13 protein-coding genes are annotated in these 16414 nt (G+C 69.6%); 1 reads left to right on the forward strand and 12 read right to left on the reverse strand.

Annotation, left to right across the window (positions count from 1 at the left end):
- Positions 1 to 4: 4 nt before the first annotated feature.
- From pgeF to rsmH, 12 genes are all read right to left on the reverse strand, one after another.
- Complete coding sequence (gene pgeF, locus AB0D57_RS04375) at positions 5 to 742, reverse strand: peptidoglycan editing factor PgeF (RefSeq protein ID WP_362066849.1); 738 nt, start codon at positions 740 to 742, stop codon at positions 5 to 7.
- Positions 739 to 1929, reverse strand: coding sequence for a cell division protein FtsZ (gene ftsZ / locus AB0D57_RS04380; RefSeq protein ID WP_362066851.1), 1191 nt, complete (start codon positions 1927 to 1929; stop codon positions 739 to 741). Before ftsZ ends, pgeF begins: the two co-directional genes overlap by 4 nt.
- Positions 1930 to 2205: 276 nt before the next feature.
- Positions 2206 to 3003: an FtsQ-type POTRA domain-containing protein gene (locus AB0D57_RS04385; protein WP_362066853.1), complete on the reverse strand. Its 798-nt coding sequence runs from the start codon at positions 3001 to 3003 to the stop codon at positions 2206 to 2208.
- A gap of 142 nt (positions 3004 to 3145) precedes the next feature.
- On the reverse strand, positions 3146 to 4240 hold the full coding sequence (murG, locus tag AB0D57_RS04390) for an undecaprenyldiphospho-muramoylpentapeptide beta-N-acetylglucosaminyltransferase (protein WP_362066855.1): 1095 nt from the start codon (positions 4238 to 4240) through the stop codon (positions 3146 to 3148).
- A gap of 6 nt (positions 4241 to 4246) precedes the next feature.
- The gene (gene ftsW / locus AB0D57_RS04395) at positions 4247 to 5608 is read right to left on the reverse strand and encodes a putative lipid II flippase FtsW (protein ID WP_362066857.1); all 1362 of its coding nucleotides are present in this window, start codon (positions 5606 to 5608) and stop codon (positions 4247 to 4249) included.
- A gap of 141 nt (positions 5609 to 5749) precedes the next feature.
- Positions 5750 to 7177, reverse strand: coding sequence for a UDP-N-acetylmuramoyl-L-alanine--D-glutamate ligase (murD, locus tag AB0D57_RS04400; RefSeq protein ID WP_362066859.1), 1428 nt, complete (start codon positions 7175 to 7177; stop codon positions 5750 to 5752).
- Positions 7159 to 8232: a phospho-N-acetylmuramoyl-pentapeptide-transferase gene (gene mraY / locus AB0D57_RS04405; protein ID WP_362066862.1), complete on the reverse strand. Its 1074-nt coding sequence runs from the start codon at positions 8230 to 8232 to the stop codon at positions 7159 to 7161. The genes murD and mraY overlap by 19 nt, the downstream gene beginning before the upstream one ends.
- Positions 8229 to 9650 (reverse strand): UDP-N-acetylmuramoyl-tripeptide--D-alanyl-D-alanine ligase, encoded by a 1422-nt coding sequence (gene murF / locus AB0D57_RS04410; RefSeq protein WP_362066864.1) that lies wholly within the window; start codon positions 9648 to 9650, stop codon positions 8229 to 8231. The genes mraY and murF overlap by 4 nt, the downstream gene beginning before the upstream one ends.
- 4 nt (positions 9651 to 9654) lie before the next feature.
- Positions 9655 to 11175: a UDP-N-acetylmuramoyl-L-alanyl-D-glutamate--2,6-diaminopimelate ligase gene (locus AB0D57_RS04415; protein WP_362067065.1), complete on the reverse strand. Its 1521-nt coding sequence runs from the start codon at positions 11173 to 11175 to the stop codon at positions 9655 to 9657.
- A gap of 206 nt (positions 11176 to 11381) precedes the next feature.
- Entirely contained in the window at positions 11382 to 13337 is a 1956-nt protein-coding gene (locus tag AB0D57_RS04420; RefSeq protein ID WP_362066867.1) for a penicillin-binding protein 2, read from the reverse strand.
- Positions 13338 to 13342: 5 nt separating this feature from the next.
- Positions 13343 to 13930, reverse strand: coding sequence for a septum formation initiator family protein (locus tag AB0D57_RS04425; protein ID WP_362066869.1), 588 nt, complete (start codon positions 13928 to 13930; stop codon positions 13343 to 13345).
- Between the two features lie 493 nt (positions 13931 to 14423).
- The gene (gene rsmH / locus AB0D57_RS04430; RefSeq protein WP_362066871.1) at positions 14424 to 15380 is read right to left on the reverse strand and encodes a 16S rRNA (cytosine(1402)-N(4))-methyltransferase RsmH; all 957 of its coding nucleotides are present in this window, start codon (positions 15378 to 15380) and stop codon (positions 14424 to 14426) included.
- A gap of 447 nt (positions 15381 to 15827) precedes the next feature.
- On the opposite strand from rsmH, the gene AB0D57_RS04435 reads away from it, so the two are divergent.
- The gene (locus AB0D57_RS04435; protein ID WP_362066873.1) at positions 15828 to 16391 is read left to right on the forward strand and encodes a carbonic anhydrase; all 564 of its coding nucleotides are present in this window, start codon (positions 15828 to 15830) and stop codon (positions 16389 to 16391) included.
- Positions 16392 to 16414 lie beyond the last annotated feature (23 nt).

Genomic DNA, 16414 nt, shown 5'->3' on the forward strand with positions numbered 1-16414 from the left:
CCCATCAGTCCAGCCAGACATAGCCCGCGAGCCGCCCGGTGGTGCGGTCCCGTCGGTACGAGAAGTGGTCGTCCGACTCCAGCGTGCACACCGGCGACTGCTCCCGGTCACGCACCCCGAGCCGTTCCAACTGCGCGTGCACGCCGGCGGTCACATCGACCGCCGGAGTGCCCCAACTGGTCTCGGCGTACGCCGCGGGCTCGACGGCGGCGACGTCGGCGCGCATCCCCTCCGGCACTTCGTAGCACCGGCCGCAGACCGCCGGTCCGGTGCAAGCGACGATCCGGGCGGGATCGGCGCCGAGTTCCACCATGGCCCGCACGGCGGCGGGGACGACCCCAGCAATCATGCCGGGCCGTCCCGCGTGGGCCGCGGCCGCGATCCCGGCGAAGGGATCGGCGAGCAGCACCGGCGTGCAGTCGGCGGTGAGGACGGCGAGGGCGAGCCCCCGCCGCGCGGTGACGATCGCGTCGACAGCCGGAATCTCCGAAGAACCCCAAGGTCCGTCGACCACCGCCACCTCCGGCCCGTGCACCTGGTTCATCCAGACGACCTGCGCCGGGTCGAGTCCCAGCGACTTGGCGGCCAGTTCACGATTGGCCCGTACGGCGTCGGGGTCGTCGCCGACCGCTCCGCCGAGGTTGAGCTCCTCGTACGGAACGGCGCTCACCCCGCCCCACCGGTCGGTGAAGGCGAAGTGCGCGCCGCTCGCGGTGCTCGTTTCGGAGCGCTGTCCTATCACTTCAGGAAGTCCGGCACGTCCAGTTCCTCGGCCGCGCTGTCCGAGTAGGAGCGGGACGGCGGAACCGGCGGCGAGACCGGCAGTTCGTTCACCGGCTCCGGGGTCGGCTCCGGCGCTTCCTTCGGCGTGACGCTGCCGAGCGAACCGAACGACGGGCGGCTGTCGGTGGACCGGACCGGGGTGGGCTCCTCGCGCTTGGCCGAGGTCGAGCCGAGGATGTTGTCCCGCTTGGCCGGCGGCTGGCCGCCGTCGAAGCCGGCGGCGATGACGGTGACCCGTACCTCGTCGCCGAGGGCGTCGTCGATGACCGCGCCGAAGATGATGTTGGCCTCGGGGTGCGCGGCCTCACTGACCAGCTGGGCGGCTTCGTTGATCTCGAACAGGCCGAGGTCGGAGCCGCCGGAGATGGAGAGCAGTACGCCGCGGGCGCCGTCGATGGAGGCTTCGAGGAGCGGCGAGGAGATCGCCATCTCGGCCGCCGCCACCGCGCGGTCGTCACCACGGGCCGAGCCGATACCCATGAGCGCCGAACCCGCCTCGGACATCACGGACTTCACATCGGCGAAGTCGAGGTTGATCAGACCGGGCGTGGTGATGAGATCGGTGATGCCCTGCACACCGGAGAGCAGGACCTGGTCGGCCGACTTGAAGGCGTCGAGGACGGAGACCTGGCGGTCCGAGATGGACAGCAGCCGGTCGTTCGGGATGACGATGAGGGTGTCGACCTCTTCGCGGAGCTCCGCGATGCCGTCCTCGGCCTGGTTGGCGCGGCGCCGTCCCTCGAAGGTGAACGGGCGCGTGACCACGCCGATGGTGAGGGCGCCGAGCGAGCGGGCGATGTTGGCCACGACGGGCGCGCCGCCGGTGCCGGTGCCGCCGCCTTCGCCTGCCGTCACGAAGACCATGTCGGCCCCCTTGAGGACCTCCTCGATCTCCTCGCGGTGGTCCTCGGCGGCCTTGCGGCCGACGGCCGGGTTGGCTCCGGCGCCGAGTCCGCGGGTGAGTTCGCGGCCGACGTCGAGCTTGACGTCGGCGTCGCTCATCAACAGAGCTTGCGCGTCCGTGTTGATGGCGATGAACTCGACGCCCTTGAGACCGACCTCGATCATCCGGTTGATGGCATTGACACCACCGCCGCCGACACCGATGACTTTGATGACTGCGAGGTAGTTCTGCGGTGCTGCCACGTCGAAGGCCTCTCGCCTCGAGTTACGTGTCGCCGCCTCGCGTGTTCGCGATCCGACGACTGATGCCGAAGTGGGACGGTCCGAACGCCGACCCGAACCCTAACGCTGAAGTTTAGGGTTACCAGTGTGTCTGTTCCTTGGACTCTTCCGAACAGGACACTAAGTCGACAAGTGGCGCACGTTCAACGAACACGCCGAACCTCCCGTTTTTCTTTTCACCCTATGTGATCAGGCGAAGCAGTGCCCAACCAGGGTGCTGGCCTGCGCAGATGTGCGTCAACTCCCCGATGACGCAGGGGCGGTGGGAACGCTCACGTCGAAGTGCCGGGCCCTCGGAGCTGCTTTCATGAGAGCGGTCAGCGTCCTGGCCTTCGCGCGCCCCTTCTCGCCGCTCCCCCACTCGACGGTGCGGCCACCCGCCAACTCCAGTGAGATCGAGTCGTACGAACGGACCTTGACGGTACGGGTGTCGCGGGCGACGGCGGCCGGAATGTCCCCGGCGACCCGCACCGCCTCGCGCACGAGCCGGTCCGCGGGGAAGCGCCGCAGGGAGCCGGTCGAACGGGACACCGTCAATTCCAGAGCGGGCACGTTCTTCGGGGCAACAGAAACCGTCGCGAATCGCACGCCCTTGGCGTCCACTTCGACGTACTTGCCACCGTTTCCGGGGTTTTTGAGAATCAGGACCGGGGTTCGCTCGGTCACTTTCAGCCCGATTCCGTGCGGCCAGGAACGGACGACATCAACCGTGTCAATTCGGGACAATTTCCGGCGCAATCGCGCCTCGATGGCGTCGGTATCGACGGAAATCAGTGGCGATCCGACCGGTGCGTCGGCCGCCTCGCGCACCTGCTGCACCGTCAGGACCCGCACCCCGGAGACCGACACTTTCTCCACCCGCAGCCACTGCGTGCCATAGAGGGCCCAGAGGGAGCCGGTCACGATCAACACCAGGGCGATCAAAAGGATGATGAGCGTACGAGGTCGGGGCAGCCGCCCGGTAAAGGGCGGCCGGGGCGGGCCGGACTCCAGCTTCTGCCGTTCGCCGCGCTCGGCGGTCGTCGGTCCGGCCACGCGCACTCCCCTTCTTTGTGGCTCGGTTCGCCTCCGGGGCGCTTGTGCCGGCGTCGAGTGGCCGATCGTGCTCAGCCCTTCGGGCTTCCGCGCGTTCGACCCCTCGACACCGGCGCGCCCCTTCGGCTCACTCGCCTGTGCGTTACTGGTGGCGGCGCGAGGCGATCGCCTCGTACACCATGCCGACGAGCAGGTCGTCGGCGTCCCGGCGGCCGAACTCGCTGGCGGCGCGGGACATCTCGTACAGCCGGTGCGGATCGGCCAGCACGGGCAGGACGTTGCCCTGGACCCACTCGGGCGTCAGTTCCGCGTCGTCGACCAGCAGTCCGCCACCGGCCTTTACCACCGGCTGAGCGTTCAGCCGCTGTTCGCCGTTGCCGATGGGCAGCGGGACATAGGCGGCGGGGAGCCCGACGGCGGAGAGTTCGGCGACGGTCATCGCACCCGCACGGCAGAGCATCATGTCGGCCGCCGCGTACGCGAGATCCATCCGGTCCACGTACGGTACCGGGATATAGGGGGGCATTCCCGGCATCTGGTGGACCTGCGGCAGTTCGTTCTTCGGGCCGACCGCGTGCAGGATCTGGATACCCGCCCGCTGGAGGTACGGGGCCGCCTGCTGGACCACCTCGTTGAGGCGCCGGGCGCCCTGCGAGCCGCCCGACACCAACAGGGTGGGCAAGGCGGGGTCGAGCCCGAACGCGGCGCGCGCCTGGGGGCGTACAGCGGCCCGGTCCAGGGTGGCGATGGAGCGGCGCAGCGGGATGCCGATGTAGCGGGCGCCGCGCAGCTTGCTGTCCGGGGTGGAGACGGCGACCTGGGCGGCGTACCGCGAACCGATCTTGTTGGCGAGGCCGGGGCGGGCGTTGGCCTCGTGGATGATGATCGGCACGCCGAGGCGCTTGGCCGCGAGATAGCCGGGCAGCGCGACATAGCCGCCGAAGCCGACGACCGCGTCCGCCTTGGTGCGCTCCATGATCTGCTCGGCCGCCTTGATCGTGCCGCGCAGCCGCCCGGGGACGGTGATCAGCTCGGGTGTGGGCTTGCGCGGCAGCGGGACGGCGGGGATCAGCGCGAGTTCATAGCCGCGCTCGGGTACGAGTCGGGTCTCAAGACCGCGTTCCGTTCCCAGGGCCGTGATTCCCACGGTCGGGTCCTGCCTGCGCAGGGCGTCCGCGAGGGCGAGCGCGGGCTCGATGTGGCCGGCGGTCCCCCCGCCGGCGAGTACGACATGCACCGAAATTCACCGCTCTCCGGACGAGCGCGCCGCGGCACGCCGTCGCATCGTGTTCCATCTCCGAGGCCCCGCGGCCCCCGCGGAGCCTCTCACCGCAGCACGCTTTCTGCCAAAGCGGGGTTGCCGCATCGCCAGCGCCGCCCGCGCAGCGGGCTCGTCGCGTGCGAAGGCAAGCATGAGCCCGATGGCGAACATGGTCGGCAGCAGGGCGGAGCCCCCGTACGAGAACAGCGGGAGCGGGACTCCGGCGATCGGCAGCAGACCGAGCACCGCACCGATGTTGATCACGGCCTGGGCCGTGATCCAGGTGGTCACGCCTCCCGCGGCATACCTCACGAAGGGGTCCTCCGTGCGTCCGGCCACGCGGATACCCGCATAGCCTAGAGCCGCGAAGAGGGCGAGCACCGACAGCGTCCCCGCGAGGCCGAGTTCCTCCCCGGTGATGGCGAAGATGAAGTCGGTGTGCGCTTCGGGCAGTTGGCCCCATTTTTCCACACTGGCGCCGAGGCCGGAACCGAAGAGGCCGCCGGAGGCGAGGGCGTAGATGCCGTGCACGGCCTGCCAGCACGTGTCGTTCGGGCCGGGCTCGGTGGCGCCGATGCAGGCCAGTCGGGACATGCGGTTGGGGCTGGTCTTGATGAGGATGAAGCCGAGCGCCAGGGCGATGGACAGCACGCCCACGAACAGCCGCGTGGGCGCTCCCGCCAGCCACAGCAGCCCGAAGAGGATCGCGGTGAGGATGATCGCCGTGCCCATGTCGCCGCCGAGCATGATCAGCCCGAGCAGCATGAAGGCCGCCGGGACGAGGGGCACCAGCATGTGCTTCCACTGCGCCAGCATCCCCTTGTCCTCTTTGCGGGCGAGCAGGTCGGCACCCCACAGGACGAGCGCGAGCTTGCCGAACTCGCTGGGCTGGATCTGGAACGAGCCGCCGAGAGAGATCCAGTTCTGGTTGCCGTTGACCGCCATCCCTATCCCCGGCACCTGCACCAGGATCATCAGGAAGACTGCGCCGGCCAGGATCGGATACGCCAGCGCCCGGTGCAGTTTCACCGGCACCCGCATGGCGATCAGGAGCAGCACGGCCCCGATCATCGCCGCGAGGAACTGTTTGCGGAAGAAGAACGAACCCGGCAGCGACAGCTGCAGCGCCGTGATCATCGAGGCCGAGTAGACCATCACCAGGCCCAGCACCGCGATCAGCATGCTGCTGCCGAGGATCAGGTAGTACGCGGTCAAAGGCCGGTCCCAGGCCTTGCGGGCACGCGTGCAGAACCGGCGTACGGGGTTGTCGCGCGGGGGTCGTGGTCCGACGGGGCGCCGGGGGGCGCGCTGGACGGGGGGACGGCCGGTACGGCTACTGGTCATCAGCCACTCCGCCGTCCGCGCAGACGTAGGGCCGAACCGGCGTCGTGCCGCCGGCGGATCGCCGACGGCTTGGCCCCGACCACGATGGCGTCACGCGTCCCTCCAAGGGTCCCGGGCGCCCTGGACCGGCTCAGACCGCCGTCAGGCGCTCGCGGTGCCGAGTTCGCGGACCGCCTCCGCGAAAGCGTCACCGCGCTTGTTGTAGTTGGCGAACATATCCATGGAAGCGCAGGCCGGCGCCAGTAGAACGGTGTCCCCTGGTTCCGCGAGCCGCTGGGCCTCCTGGACCGCCGCGAGCATCGCCCCAGTGTCGGTCCGGTCGAGGTCGACGACGGGTACTTCCGGCGCGTGTCGCGCCAGGGCTTCACGGATCAGCGCACGATCCGCGCCGATCAGCACGGCCCCCCGAAGTCGCTTTGCCGACTTGGCGACCAGCTCGTCGAAGGTGGCACCCTTGGCGAGCCCGCCCGCGATCCACACGATCGACTCGTAAGCCGCCAAAGAGGCTTCCGTCGCATGCGTGTTGGTCGCCTTGGAGTCGTCGACGTATGCGACGCCGTCCACATCGGCGACGTGCGCGATGCGGTGGGCGTCCGGCGTGAAGGCCCGCAGACCGTCCCGTACGGCCTTGGCGGGCACCCCGAAGGCACGCGCCAGGGCCGCCGCCGCAAGGGCGTTGGCGATGTTGTGCGGGGCGGGCGGATTGACGTCCGACACCTCCGCCAGTTCCTGGGCGTTCTGCTGCCGGTTCTCGACGAAGGCGCGGTCGACCAGGATGCCTTCCACGACGCCCAGTTGGGAGGGTCCGGGCGTGCCCAGCGTGAAGCCGACCGCCCGGCAGCCCTCTTCGACGTCCGCTGCCCGCACCAGGTCCTCGGTGGCCTTGTCGGCCGCGTTGTAGACGCAGGCGACCCGATTCCCTTCGTAGATACGGCCCTTGTCGGCGGCGTACGCCTCCATGGAGCCGTGCCAGTCGAGGTGGTCGGGCGCCAGGTTCAGCACCGTCGCGGAGTGGGCGCGCAGTGAGGGCGCCCAGTGCAGCTGGTAGCTGGACAGCTCCACCGCCAGGACGTCGTACGTCTCCTCGCCCAGCACGGCGTCCAGCAGCGAGACGCCGATGTTGCCGACGGCGGCCGTGCGCAGTCCGGCCGCCTTCAGGATGGAGGCGAGCATCTGCACGGTCGTGGTCTTGCCGTTGGTGCCGGTGACGGCGAGCCAGGGAGCCGCGTCGGGTCCCCTCAGCCGCCAGGCCAGCTCGACGTCGCCCCAGACCGGGACGCCCGCCGCGGCGGCCGCGGCGAACAGCGGCTTGTCCGGCTTCCAGCCGGGCGCGGTGACGATGAGTTCGCTGCGCTCGGGCAGGGTCGCACCGTCACCGAGGCGCACGGTGATGCCGAGCGCCTCCAGCTCCGCGGCCTGGGCCCGGGCACGCTCGTCGTCGCCGTCGTTGACGACCGTGACGACCGCGCCGAGGCCGTGCAGCACCTTGGCCGCCGGGATGCCGGAGACGCCGAGCCCGGCAACGGTGACGTGTTTGCCCTGCCAGTCGCTCACTTCTGGGCTGCCCATCCCGCGTAGAAGAGACCGAGTCCGACGATCACGCACATGCCCTGGATGATCCAGAAGCGGACCACCACAAGGACTTCGGACCACCCCTTCAGTTCGAAGTGGTGCTGGAGTGGCGCCATTCGGAAGACGCGCTTCCCGGTGAGCCGGAAGGAGCCGACCTGGATGACGACCGACATGGTGATCAGGACGAAGAGACCGCCGAGGAGCGCGACCAGGAGCTCCGTGCGGGAGCAGATCGCGAGACCGGCGAGCGCGCCGCCGAGCGCCAGCGAACCGGTGTCACCCATGAAGATCTTGGCCGGCGAGGTGTTCCACCACAGGAAGCCGAAGCAGGAACCCATCAGGGCGGAGGCGACGATCGCGAGGTCCAGCGGATCTCGCACCTCGTAACAGGCGGCCGGGTTGGTCAGGGTCTGCGTGTTGGCGCAGGACTCCTGGAACTGCCAGACGCCGATGAACGTGTAGGCGCCGAAGACCATCGTCGCCGCGCCGGTGGCCAGACCGTCCAGACCGTCCGTGAGGTTCACGCCGTTGGACATGGCGAGGATCATGAACAGCGCCCAGATGACGAAGAGCACCGGGCCGATGGTCCAGCCGAAGTCCTGGACGAAGGAGAGCTTGGTGGACGCCGGGGTCTGGCCCCGACTGTCCGCGAACTGCAGTGCGAGGACCGCGAAGGCGATACCGACGATCAGCTGACCGGCCATCTTCGCCTTGGCGCGCAGACCGAGCGAACGCCTCTTGACGATCTTGATGTAGTCGTCCAGGAAGCCGACCAGGCCCATGCCCGCCATCAGGCCGAGCACCAGCAGACCCGAGAAGGTCGGGGCATAACCAGTGATCATCTTGGACGTGAAGTACGCGATGATCGTCGCCAGGATGAAGGCGATACCACCCATGGTCGGCGTACCGCGCTTGCTGTGGTGCTCGCGCGGGCCGTCGTCACGGATGTACTGCCCGTAACCCTTGCGGGCCAGCAGCTTGATCAGCAGCGGAGTGCCGATCAGGGTCAGGAAGAGACCAATGACTCCTGCGAACAGGATCTGCTTCATCATCGGGCGACAACCTCACCCTCGACGCCACCGTCGAGCAGCGCCTGCGCCACCCGTTCGAGCCCGACCGACCGGGACGCCTTCACGAGTACGACGTCCCCCGGGCGCAGTTCACTGCGCAACAGGTCGACAGCCGCCTGTGCGTCGGACACGTGCACCGACTCCTCACCCCACGAACCCTCGTTATATGCGCCCAGTTGGAGCCAGGACGCTTCCCTGCCCCCGACCGCGACGAGCTTGCTGACGTTGAGTCGAACGGCGAGCCGCCCGACCGCGTCGTGCTCGGCGAGCGCCTCGTCCCCGAGCTCGGCCATCTGACCGAGCACCGCCCACGTCCTTCCCCCCTGTGCCTGTGAGGCTTTGCCCATGGCCGCGAGCGCGCGCAGGGCGGCTCGCATGGACTCGGGGTTCGCGTTGTAGGCGTCGTTGACGACCGTCACGCCGTCCGGGCGCTCGGTGACCTCCATGCGCCAGCGGGAGAGGGAGCCCGCCTCGGAGAGCGCGAGGGCGATCTCGTCTGCGGACATGCCCAGCTCATGGGCGACGGCGGCCGCGGCGAGCGCGTTCGACACGTGGTGCTCACCGTACAGGCGCATGGTCACATCGCTGCACCCGGAGGGTGTGTGAAGCCTGAACGCGGGCTGTCCGGCCGCCGTGAGACGCACGTTCTCTGCGCGTACGTCCGCTTCGCCGGACTCTCCGAAGAGGATCACGCGCGCCTTCGTCCGGGACGCCATGGCGCGTACGAGGGGATCGTCGGCGTTGAGAACCGCCGCGCCGTCCGCCGGGAGGCTCTCGACGAGTTCGCCCTTCGCTTGCGCGATCTGCTCGCGGCCGCCGAACTCGCCGATGTGGGCGGTGCCGACGTTGAGGACGAGACCGATTCTGGGTGGGGTGAGGTCCGTGAGGTACCTGATGTGGCCGATGCCGCGGGCTCCCATCTCCAGCACGAGGAACTTGGTCTCCTCGGTGGCGCTGAGCGCGGTGAGCGGCAGCCCGATCTCGTTGTTGAGCGAGCCGGGCGTGAAGACGGTCGGTGCCTTGCGCCGCAGTACCTGAGCGATCAGGTCCTTGGTGCTGGTCTTGCCCGCGGAGCCGGTGAGGGCCACGAGGGTGGCGCCGAGCCGCTCGACGACGTGGCGCGCGAGGGCGCCCAGGGCCGTCTGGACGTCCGCGACGACGATCGCGGGGACACCGACGGGCCGGGAGGCCAGTACGGCGACCGCGCCCGCGTCGACGACCGCCCGGGCGAAGTCGTGGCCGTCCACGCGTTCGCCGGCGAAGGCGACAAAGAGGCTGCCGGACTCCACCTCGCGGGAGTCTCTGACGATCGGTCCGGTGACCTGTACCGCCGGATCCGGTATGTCGTACGTCTGCCCGCCGACGACTGCTGCGATCTCGGCGAGGGAGAGGGCGATCACAAGTTCATCCCTGAGTCTTCTGGATAGCTGCGCGAAGCACTTGGCGGTCGTCGAAGGGACGCACCACCCCGGCGATGTCCTGGCCCTGCTCGTGGCCCTTGCCCGCGACCAGCACGGTGTCGCCGGGCCGTGCGCGGGCGACGGCGGCGGCGATGGCGGCGGCCCGGTCCTCGAAGACCTGGACCTCACCGCGCTCGTGCGCCGGCACCTCGGCGGCTCCCGCGAGCATCGTGGCGAGGATCGCGAGGGGGTCTTCGGAGCGGGGGTTGTCGGAGGTCAGTACGGCGGTGTCGGCGAGGCGGGCCACCGCCGCGCCCATCGGCATCCGCTTGGTCCTGTCGCGGTCGCCGCCACAGCCGAGCACGACATGCAACTTGCCCTCGGTGACCTTGCGCAGTGCGCGCAGGACCGACTCGACGGCGTCCGTCTTGTGGGCGTAGTCGACGACCGCGAGGTAGGGCTGGCCCGCGTCCACGCGCTCCAGTCTGCCCGGAACACCCGGCACCGCGGCGATGCCGTCGGCGGCGGTCTGCGGGTCGATCCCGGCGGCGGCGAGGGCAACGATCGCGGCGAGGGTGTTCGCCACGTTGAAGGGGCCGGCGAGCGGCGACCTGGCGGTGATCCGCTCGCCCTGGGGGCCGACCGCGACGAAGGCCGAGTCCATCGGGCCGACCTCGACGTCCTCGGCACGCCAGTCGGCGTCCGGGTGGCCCTCGGCGGAGAAGGTGATGACGGGGACGGCGGCCTCCTTGGCCAGCCGGCGCCCGTACTCGTCGTCGAGGTTGATGACGCCGAGTTTGCTGCGTTCACGGGTGAACAGCCGTGCCTTGGCCCGGAAGTAGTCCTCCATGTCGGAGTGGAACTCCATGTGCTCCGGGCTGAGGTTGTTGAAGACGGCGATGTCGAAGACGCAGCCGTCGACCCGGCCGAGGATCAGCGCATGGCTGGAAACCTCCATCGCGACCGCCTCGACACCACGCTCGCGCATGACCGCGAACAGTGCCTGGAGATCGGTGGCTTCGGGGGTCGTGCGCTCCGACTTGATGCGCTCGTCACCGATGCGCATCTCCACGGTGCCGATCAGCCCGGTGCTGCGGACCGTCTTCAGACCGCCCTCGACGAGGTACGCCGTCGTGGTCTTGCCGGACGTGCCGGTGATGCCGATCTGGAGCAGATCGCGCCCGGGGTGGCCGTAGATCGTGGCCGCCAGCCCTCCCATCCGCCCTCGCGGGTCGTCCACGACGAGGACGGGCAGGCCGGTGGCGACGGCGCGTTCGGCGCCGGTCGGGTCGGTCAGCACGGCGACCGCGCCGAGACCGGCCGCCTGCGTCACGAAGTCGGCGCCGTGCAGACGGGCTCCGGGCAGCGCGGCGTAGAGGTCCCCGGGGCGCACGGCGCGGGAATCGTGGGTGATGCCCGTGACCTCCGCGGTCGACGCCGGGGCGGTGGCACCCAGCTGATCGGCGAGCTCCGCGAGGGGTGTGGCGGAGTTCTGGGCCGGTCGCGGCGGCCCCGGATATGTCACAGGAACGCCCTTCTGGGTGGTTTGGGACTGATCAGCGTGTGGCACGGCGGTGAGCGTACCGGGCGCACCCCCGCCCGAGCGAAGCGAGGGGCGTAGCTGGCCGTGGTTCCCGGAATCCGGGGTGATCGTTGTCACGAGCTGGTTCCTGGTCCATTGGTGCGTGCATGGTGCGTGCGGCTGTGCGTACGACTGTGCTTCCTGTCTGATCAGGGCGTGAAGGTGACGGGCAGTTTCGCGGCCCCGGCCCCCGTCGGCGGGACCTGGAGGGTCTTGAGGGCGAACTCCATGACCTGCTTGTAGATGGGCCCGCAGATCTGGCCGCCGAAATAGCCGCCCTGGGTGGCGTTCTGGATCGCGCAGTAGACGGTGATCCGGGGGTTGTCCGCGGGGGCGAATCCGGCGAACGACGATGTGTAGCCGCGGTACTTGCCGGTGGCCGGATCCACGCGGTTGGCCGTACCCGTCTTGCCCGCGACCCGGTAGCCGGGGATGCGCGCCTTGGTGCCGGTGCCCTCCTCGTCGTCCACGACGGACTCCAGCATCTGGGCGAGGGTCTTGGCCGTCTTCTCGCTCACGACCCTGGTCTTCTTGGGCTGGGCGGCCGGAGTGAAGCGGCCGTCGGGTCCCTTCGTGCCGCGTACCAGTGTCGGCTCGACGCGCACGCCGCCGTTGGCGATCGTCGAGTAGACGGACGCGGCCTGCATCGCGTTGATGGACACGCCCTGGCCGAAAGGAATCGTGTACTGCTGCGAGGTCGACCACTTGTCGGGGGACGCGAGAATGCCCTTCGTCTCACCGGGGAAGCCGAGTCCGGTGTAGCTGCCGATGCCGAACTTGCGCAGATACGAGTGGAGGACCTGGTTGGCCTCCTTCTGCGTCTTGCCGAGCTGGCCGACCGCCAGGATGGTGCCGATGTTGCTGGACTTGGCCAGCACGCCGTTGAGCGTCAGGTTCCAGGTCGGGTGGTCGATGTCGTCCTGGAAGAGCCGGTCACCGCGGTGCAGCCGGTTGGGCACGACCACGTGCGTCCCGGGCGTGGCGGCGTTCTCCTCCAGCACGGCGGCCATCGACATGACCTTGGCGGTGGAGCCGGGCTCGTACGCGTCCTGGATGGCCGCGTTGCCGAGGGCCGCCGAGTCGGCCTGGGAGAGGTCGTTGGGGTCGAAGCCCGGCGAATTGGCCATGGCGAGGATCTCGCCGGTCCTGGAGTCCTGCACGATCACATACCCGCGGTCCGCCTTGGACTTCTTCACCTGCTCGGTGATGGCGTTCTGGGCGGCCCACTGGATGTCGCGGTCGATGGTCAGCTCGACGTCCGAGCCGGCCACGGCGGGCGTCTCGGTGGAGCCCGCGGTCGGCACCTGGAGGCCGCCGGACTGGGCGTAACGGATCTCGCCGTCCTTGCCGGTGAGCTCCTTGTCCAGCTCCTGCTCGACTCCGCCGCCGCCCTTGCCTTCGGCATTGACCCAGCCGAGTATCCCGGCGGCGAGATCACCGTTCGGATACACGCGCTTGCTCGCGGGGACCGCGAGGACGCCCGCGAGGAAGTTGACCGTGCTCGCGTCGGTCCCCGCTTTGGCCGCGAGCGTGGTCTTCAGGTCCTTGATCTGCTTCCAGACCTGGGGGGTCTGGCGGTGCGCGAGCAGGGTGTAACGGGTGTTCTTCGTCCGCAGCTTCTTGGCGACCGTGTCCACGCTCTGCCCGAGGATCGGCCCGAGCAGCGCCGCGGCCTGCTCGGGCGCGTCGCCCACCTTCGTCGCCGCGCGCGTGAACAGCGTGGGGTCGGCCGTGATGTCGTACGCGTCCACGCTCGACGCCAGCTCGACGCCGTTGCGGTCCGTGATCTGACCGCGGGTGGCGGCCAGCGTGCGGCCGACGTACCGGTTCTGGTCGGCCTTCGCGGTGTACGCGCCCGCGTCCACGGCCTGCACCTGGAGCAGCCGTACGACGAAGGCGATCATCACCAGCGTCAGCGCGAGGCTGACCATGCGGAGCCGGGGCCGGGGGCTGCCGAGCCTGAGGACCTGCGGGCCGCCTGGCCGGGGCGGCGTGCCCGGCCGGCGTACGGGGCGGGCGCCTGGGCCCGGACGCCGCTGATTTCCGGGGCGTACGGGCCTGGCGGGTCCGGGCACACGGCGGCGCGGCGGTTCCCTGTCGGACACTTCCGTCACCTGCCGGGGGTTGTGGAGGGCTGTACGGACGGGGTGGGGGTGAGGTGGGGTGTGCGGTTGGGGGCGGGGGTGAGGGTGGGGAGCTGCGTGGCGGGCGTGGGGGTGACGGCGGCGGGCGCGTTCGTGGCCGCCGTCGTCGAGGTCGGGGCTGGGCTCACCGCCTGCATGGGGGCGATGGCCTCAGGCGGGCGCACCACCGATGTATGCGCGGAGGACTGTTGCGTGGCCGCTCCTGGGACGCCCTTGACCGTGCCGTCCGGGTTGAGGAAGGCCGGGTCGCCGCCCGGGACCATGCCCAACTCACGGGCACGGCGCTGGAGGGCGTCGGGGGCGGAGTAGGCGTCCACGTCCCGCTGCAGCCCCTGTTCCTCGTCGGTGAGGCTCGTGGCGTCCTTCTGCAGGTCGTCCAGGCGGAACGAGCCCTCGCTGAGCGCGGAGTTCAGCACGAGGAGACCGATGAGGCCGCCGCCGAGCAGGAGCACGACGAGCAGGACGAAAGGGGTGCGGGCGGCTTGGCCACCGCCGGCGGGGAGGAGGCGGGCGAGCCGGGCGGCTCGGCCCCTGAGTTCGGGTTTCCTACTCACGGGCCCTCCTTGCGGGTTTGTCTTCTCGACTCACGATCGCGACGTGAGTCTGCCTTTCCGACTCGCTGCCGCGCTGCGAGTTTGCCTTCTCGACTCGCGGTTGCCGCGCGGGGTTGTCTTCCCGCTTCGCCGCCGCCGCGTGGGTTTGTCTTTCAAACTCGCCGCCACCGTACAGATCTGCCTCCCCGACTGACCGACGGCAGGCGGGTTTGGATTCCCAACCCGCCGATACCCGGAAAGCCAGGGTCCCCCGTCCGGAGCCCTCCGCGAGTCCGGATTCCCCGTCTGGACCCTCGCATGAGTCCAGATCCCCAACCCACAGCATTGCGGAAGCTTGAACCCTCACCCCACGACCTCGATCGAGTTTGGAAACTCGACCCTCGGCCCGCGCGAGTGAGGAACCTCGACCCTGGGCCCGTCCGGGTGAGGAACCTCGACCCATGGCCCGTGCGAGTTGAGATTTCCGACTCACTCGCCGCCCCCTCCCCGCGCCTCACACGGCGTCCTCTCGGATGCGCTGCGCCCCGCGCAGCCGCGCGGGAGCCGCTCGCCGGTTCTCGGCGACCTCTTCCTCCGTGGGAAGTTCGGCACCGCGGGTGAGCAGCTTGAGCCGGGGCTGGTAGCGCTCGGGCACGACCGGCAGTCCGGGCGGCGCGGTGGTGGCGGCGCCGGCCGCGAACACCTGCTTGACCAACCGGTCCTCGAGCGAGTGATACGAGAGGACCGCGATCCGGCCACCGACGGCGAGCGCCTTCACGGCCGCGGGAATCGCCCGCTCCAGGACGGTGAGTTCGCCGTTGACCTCGATGCGCAGCGCCTGGAAGGTGCGCTTGGCGGGGTTGCCGCCGGTGCGCTTGGCGGCCTGCGGCAGCGAGTCGCGGATCAACTCGACGAGCCGCGCGCTGTTACTGAAGGGCTCCTTCGCGCGTTCGCGCACGATGGCCGAGACGATCCGCTTGGCCTGCTTCTCCTCGCCGTACGCCCGCAGGATCCGCACCAGTTCGCCCGGCGGGTAGGTATTCAGCACCTCGGCCGCGCCGATGCCGGTGGTCTGGTCCATGCGCATGTCGAGCGGGGCGTCCTGCGCATACGCGAACCCACGGTCCGCCTCGTCGAGTTGCATGGAGGAGACGCCGAGGTCGAACAAGACACCTTGGACGCGGGGCAGGCCCAGGCGGTCGAGTACGTCGGGCAGTTCGTCGTAAACGGCGTGCACAAGGGTGGCACGGTCACCGAAGGGAGCGAGCCGTTCCCCGGAGAGGCGCAGCGCTTCCTTGTCGCGGTCGAGGGCTACGAGACGGGCGTCAGGGAACTGGGTGAGGAGCGCCTCGCTGTGGCCGCCGAGTCCGAGGGTGCAGTCGACGACGACGGCTCCCGGCTCGGTGAGGGCCGGGGCCAACATGTCCAGGCACCGCTGGAGCATCACCGGGACGTGTCGACTCTGGCTCAAGGGGCCCTCTCAGGTCCGGCGCGGCCGTACGCACCACCGGGTCCCCACCCGCTCGAGAAGGAGAGGCCTGCCGGCGCCGGGTGAGTGGCGTCAGCCGACCGGGAGCGGGAGGAGGCCGAGCCGTACGTACGCACCGCGCACGCGGGGAAGACGCCGGAAAATCGCCGGGTCTCCGGGGGAAATCTGTCCAGCAGGGAGAGTCTCACCTCCCGCTTCGCGTCACTTTAGTCCACGGTGTCTCGGGGTCAATCAATCAGCATGCGCGTCGCTGACCACACCTCGACGAACGCCTGGACGAACCCCTGGACGAAGCCCTGAATCGGAAAAATCAGCCATATGGATGCTCTCGCACTGCCCGTGTGGGTTACCTCACAACAAGACGCGATGACGTTCTTTGTCCCCTCTCACAGCAGGACTCCTCCGGGCGTGACCAGTACCGTCATAGGTATGACGACTTCTGCATCCGTTCCCACCGAGCCCGAAGGCGCCATAACGACCAAGGGCGGATCCACCGGCGACACGGTGACCGACCGTCTCATCGACGCGAACCATCAGTACGCCGCCGCATTCACCGACCCCGGGATGGATGCCCGTCCCGTACTCCACGTGGCGGTGGTCGCGTGCATGGACGCAAGGCTCGACCTGCACGCCGCGCTCGGCTTGGAGCTGGGCGACTGCCACACCATCCGCAACGCGGGCGGGGTCGTCACCGATGACGTGATCCGCTCCCTCACCATCAGCCAGCGGGCGCTCGGCACCCGCAGCGTCGTGCTCATCCACCACACCGGGTGCGGCCTGGAGTCCCTCACCGAGGACTTCCGGCACGACCTGGAGATGGAGGTCGGTCAGCGTCCCGCCTGGGCGGTCGAAGCCTTCCGGGACGTCGAACAGGACGTACGGCAGTCGATGCAGCGCGTGCGCACCTCCCCGTTCCTTCTGCACACGGATGACGTGCGCGGCTTCGTCTTCGACGTGACGACGGGTCTGCTGCGCGAGATCGACCCTGCCTGACCGCTCCGCGGGCCCCGCCGAAA

The organism is Streptomyces sp. NPDC048275 (assembly GCF_040652275.1).
GTDB lineage: Bacteria > Actinomycetota > Actinomycetes > Streptomycetales > Streptomycetaceae > Streptomyces.

Bases quoted from the DNA above. Each gene is read 5' to 3' on its own strand.
- murD (WP_362066859.1), bottom strand. From the start codon at position 7,177: ATGGGCAGCCCAGAAGTGAGCGACTGGCAGGGCAAACACGTCACCGTT.
- ftsW (WP_362066857.1), bottom strand. From the start codon at position 5,608: ATGACCAGTAGCCGTACCGGCCGTCCCCCCGTCCAGCGCGCCCCCCGG.
- mraY (WP_362066862.1), bottom strand. From the start codon at position 8,232: ATGATGAAGCAGATCCTGTTCGCAGGAGTCATTGGTCTCTTCCTGACC.
- AB0D57_RS04435 (WP_362066873.1), top strand. From the start codon at position 15,828: ATGACGACTTCTGCATCCGTTCCCACCGAGCCCGAAGGCGCCATAACG.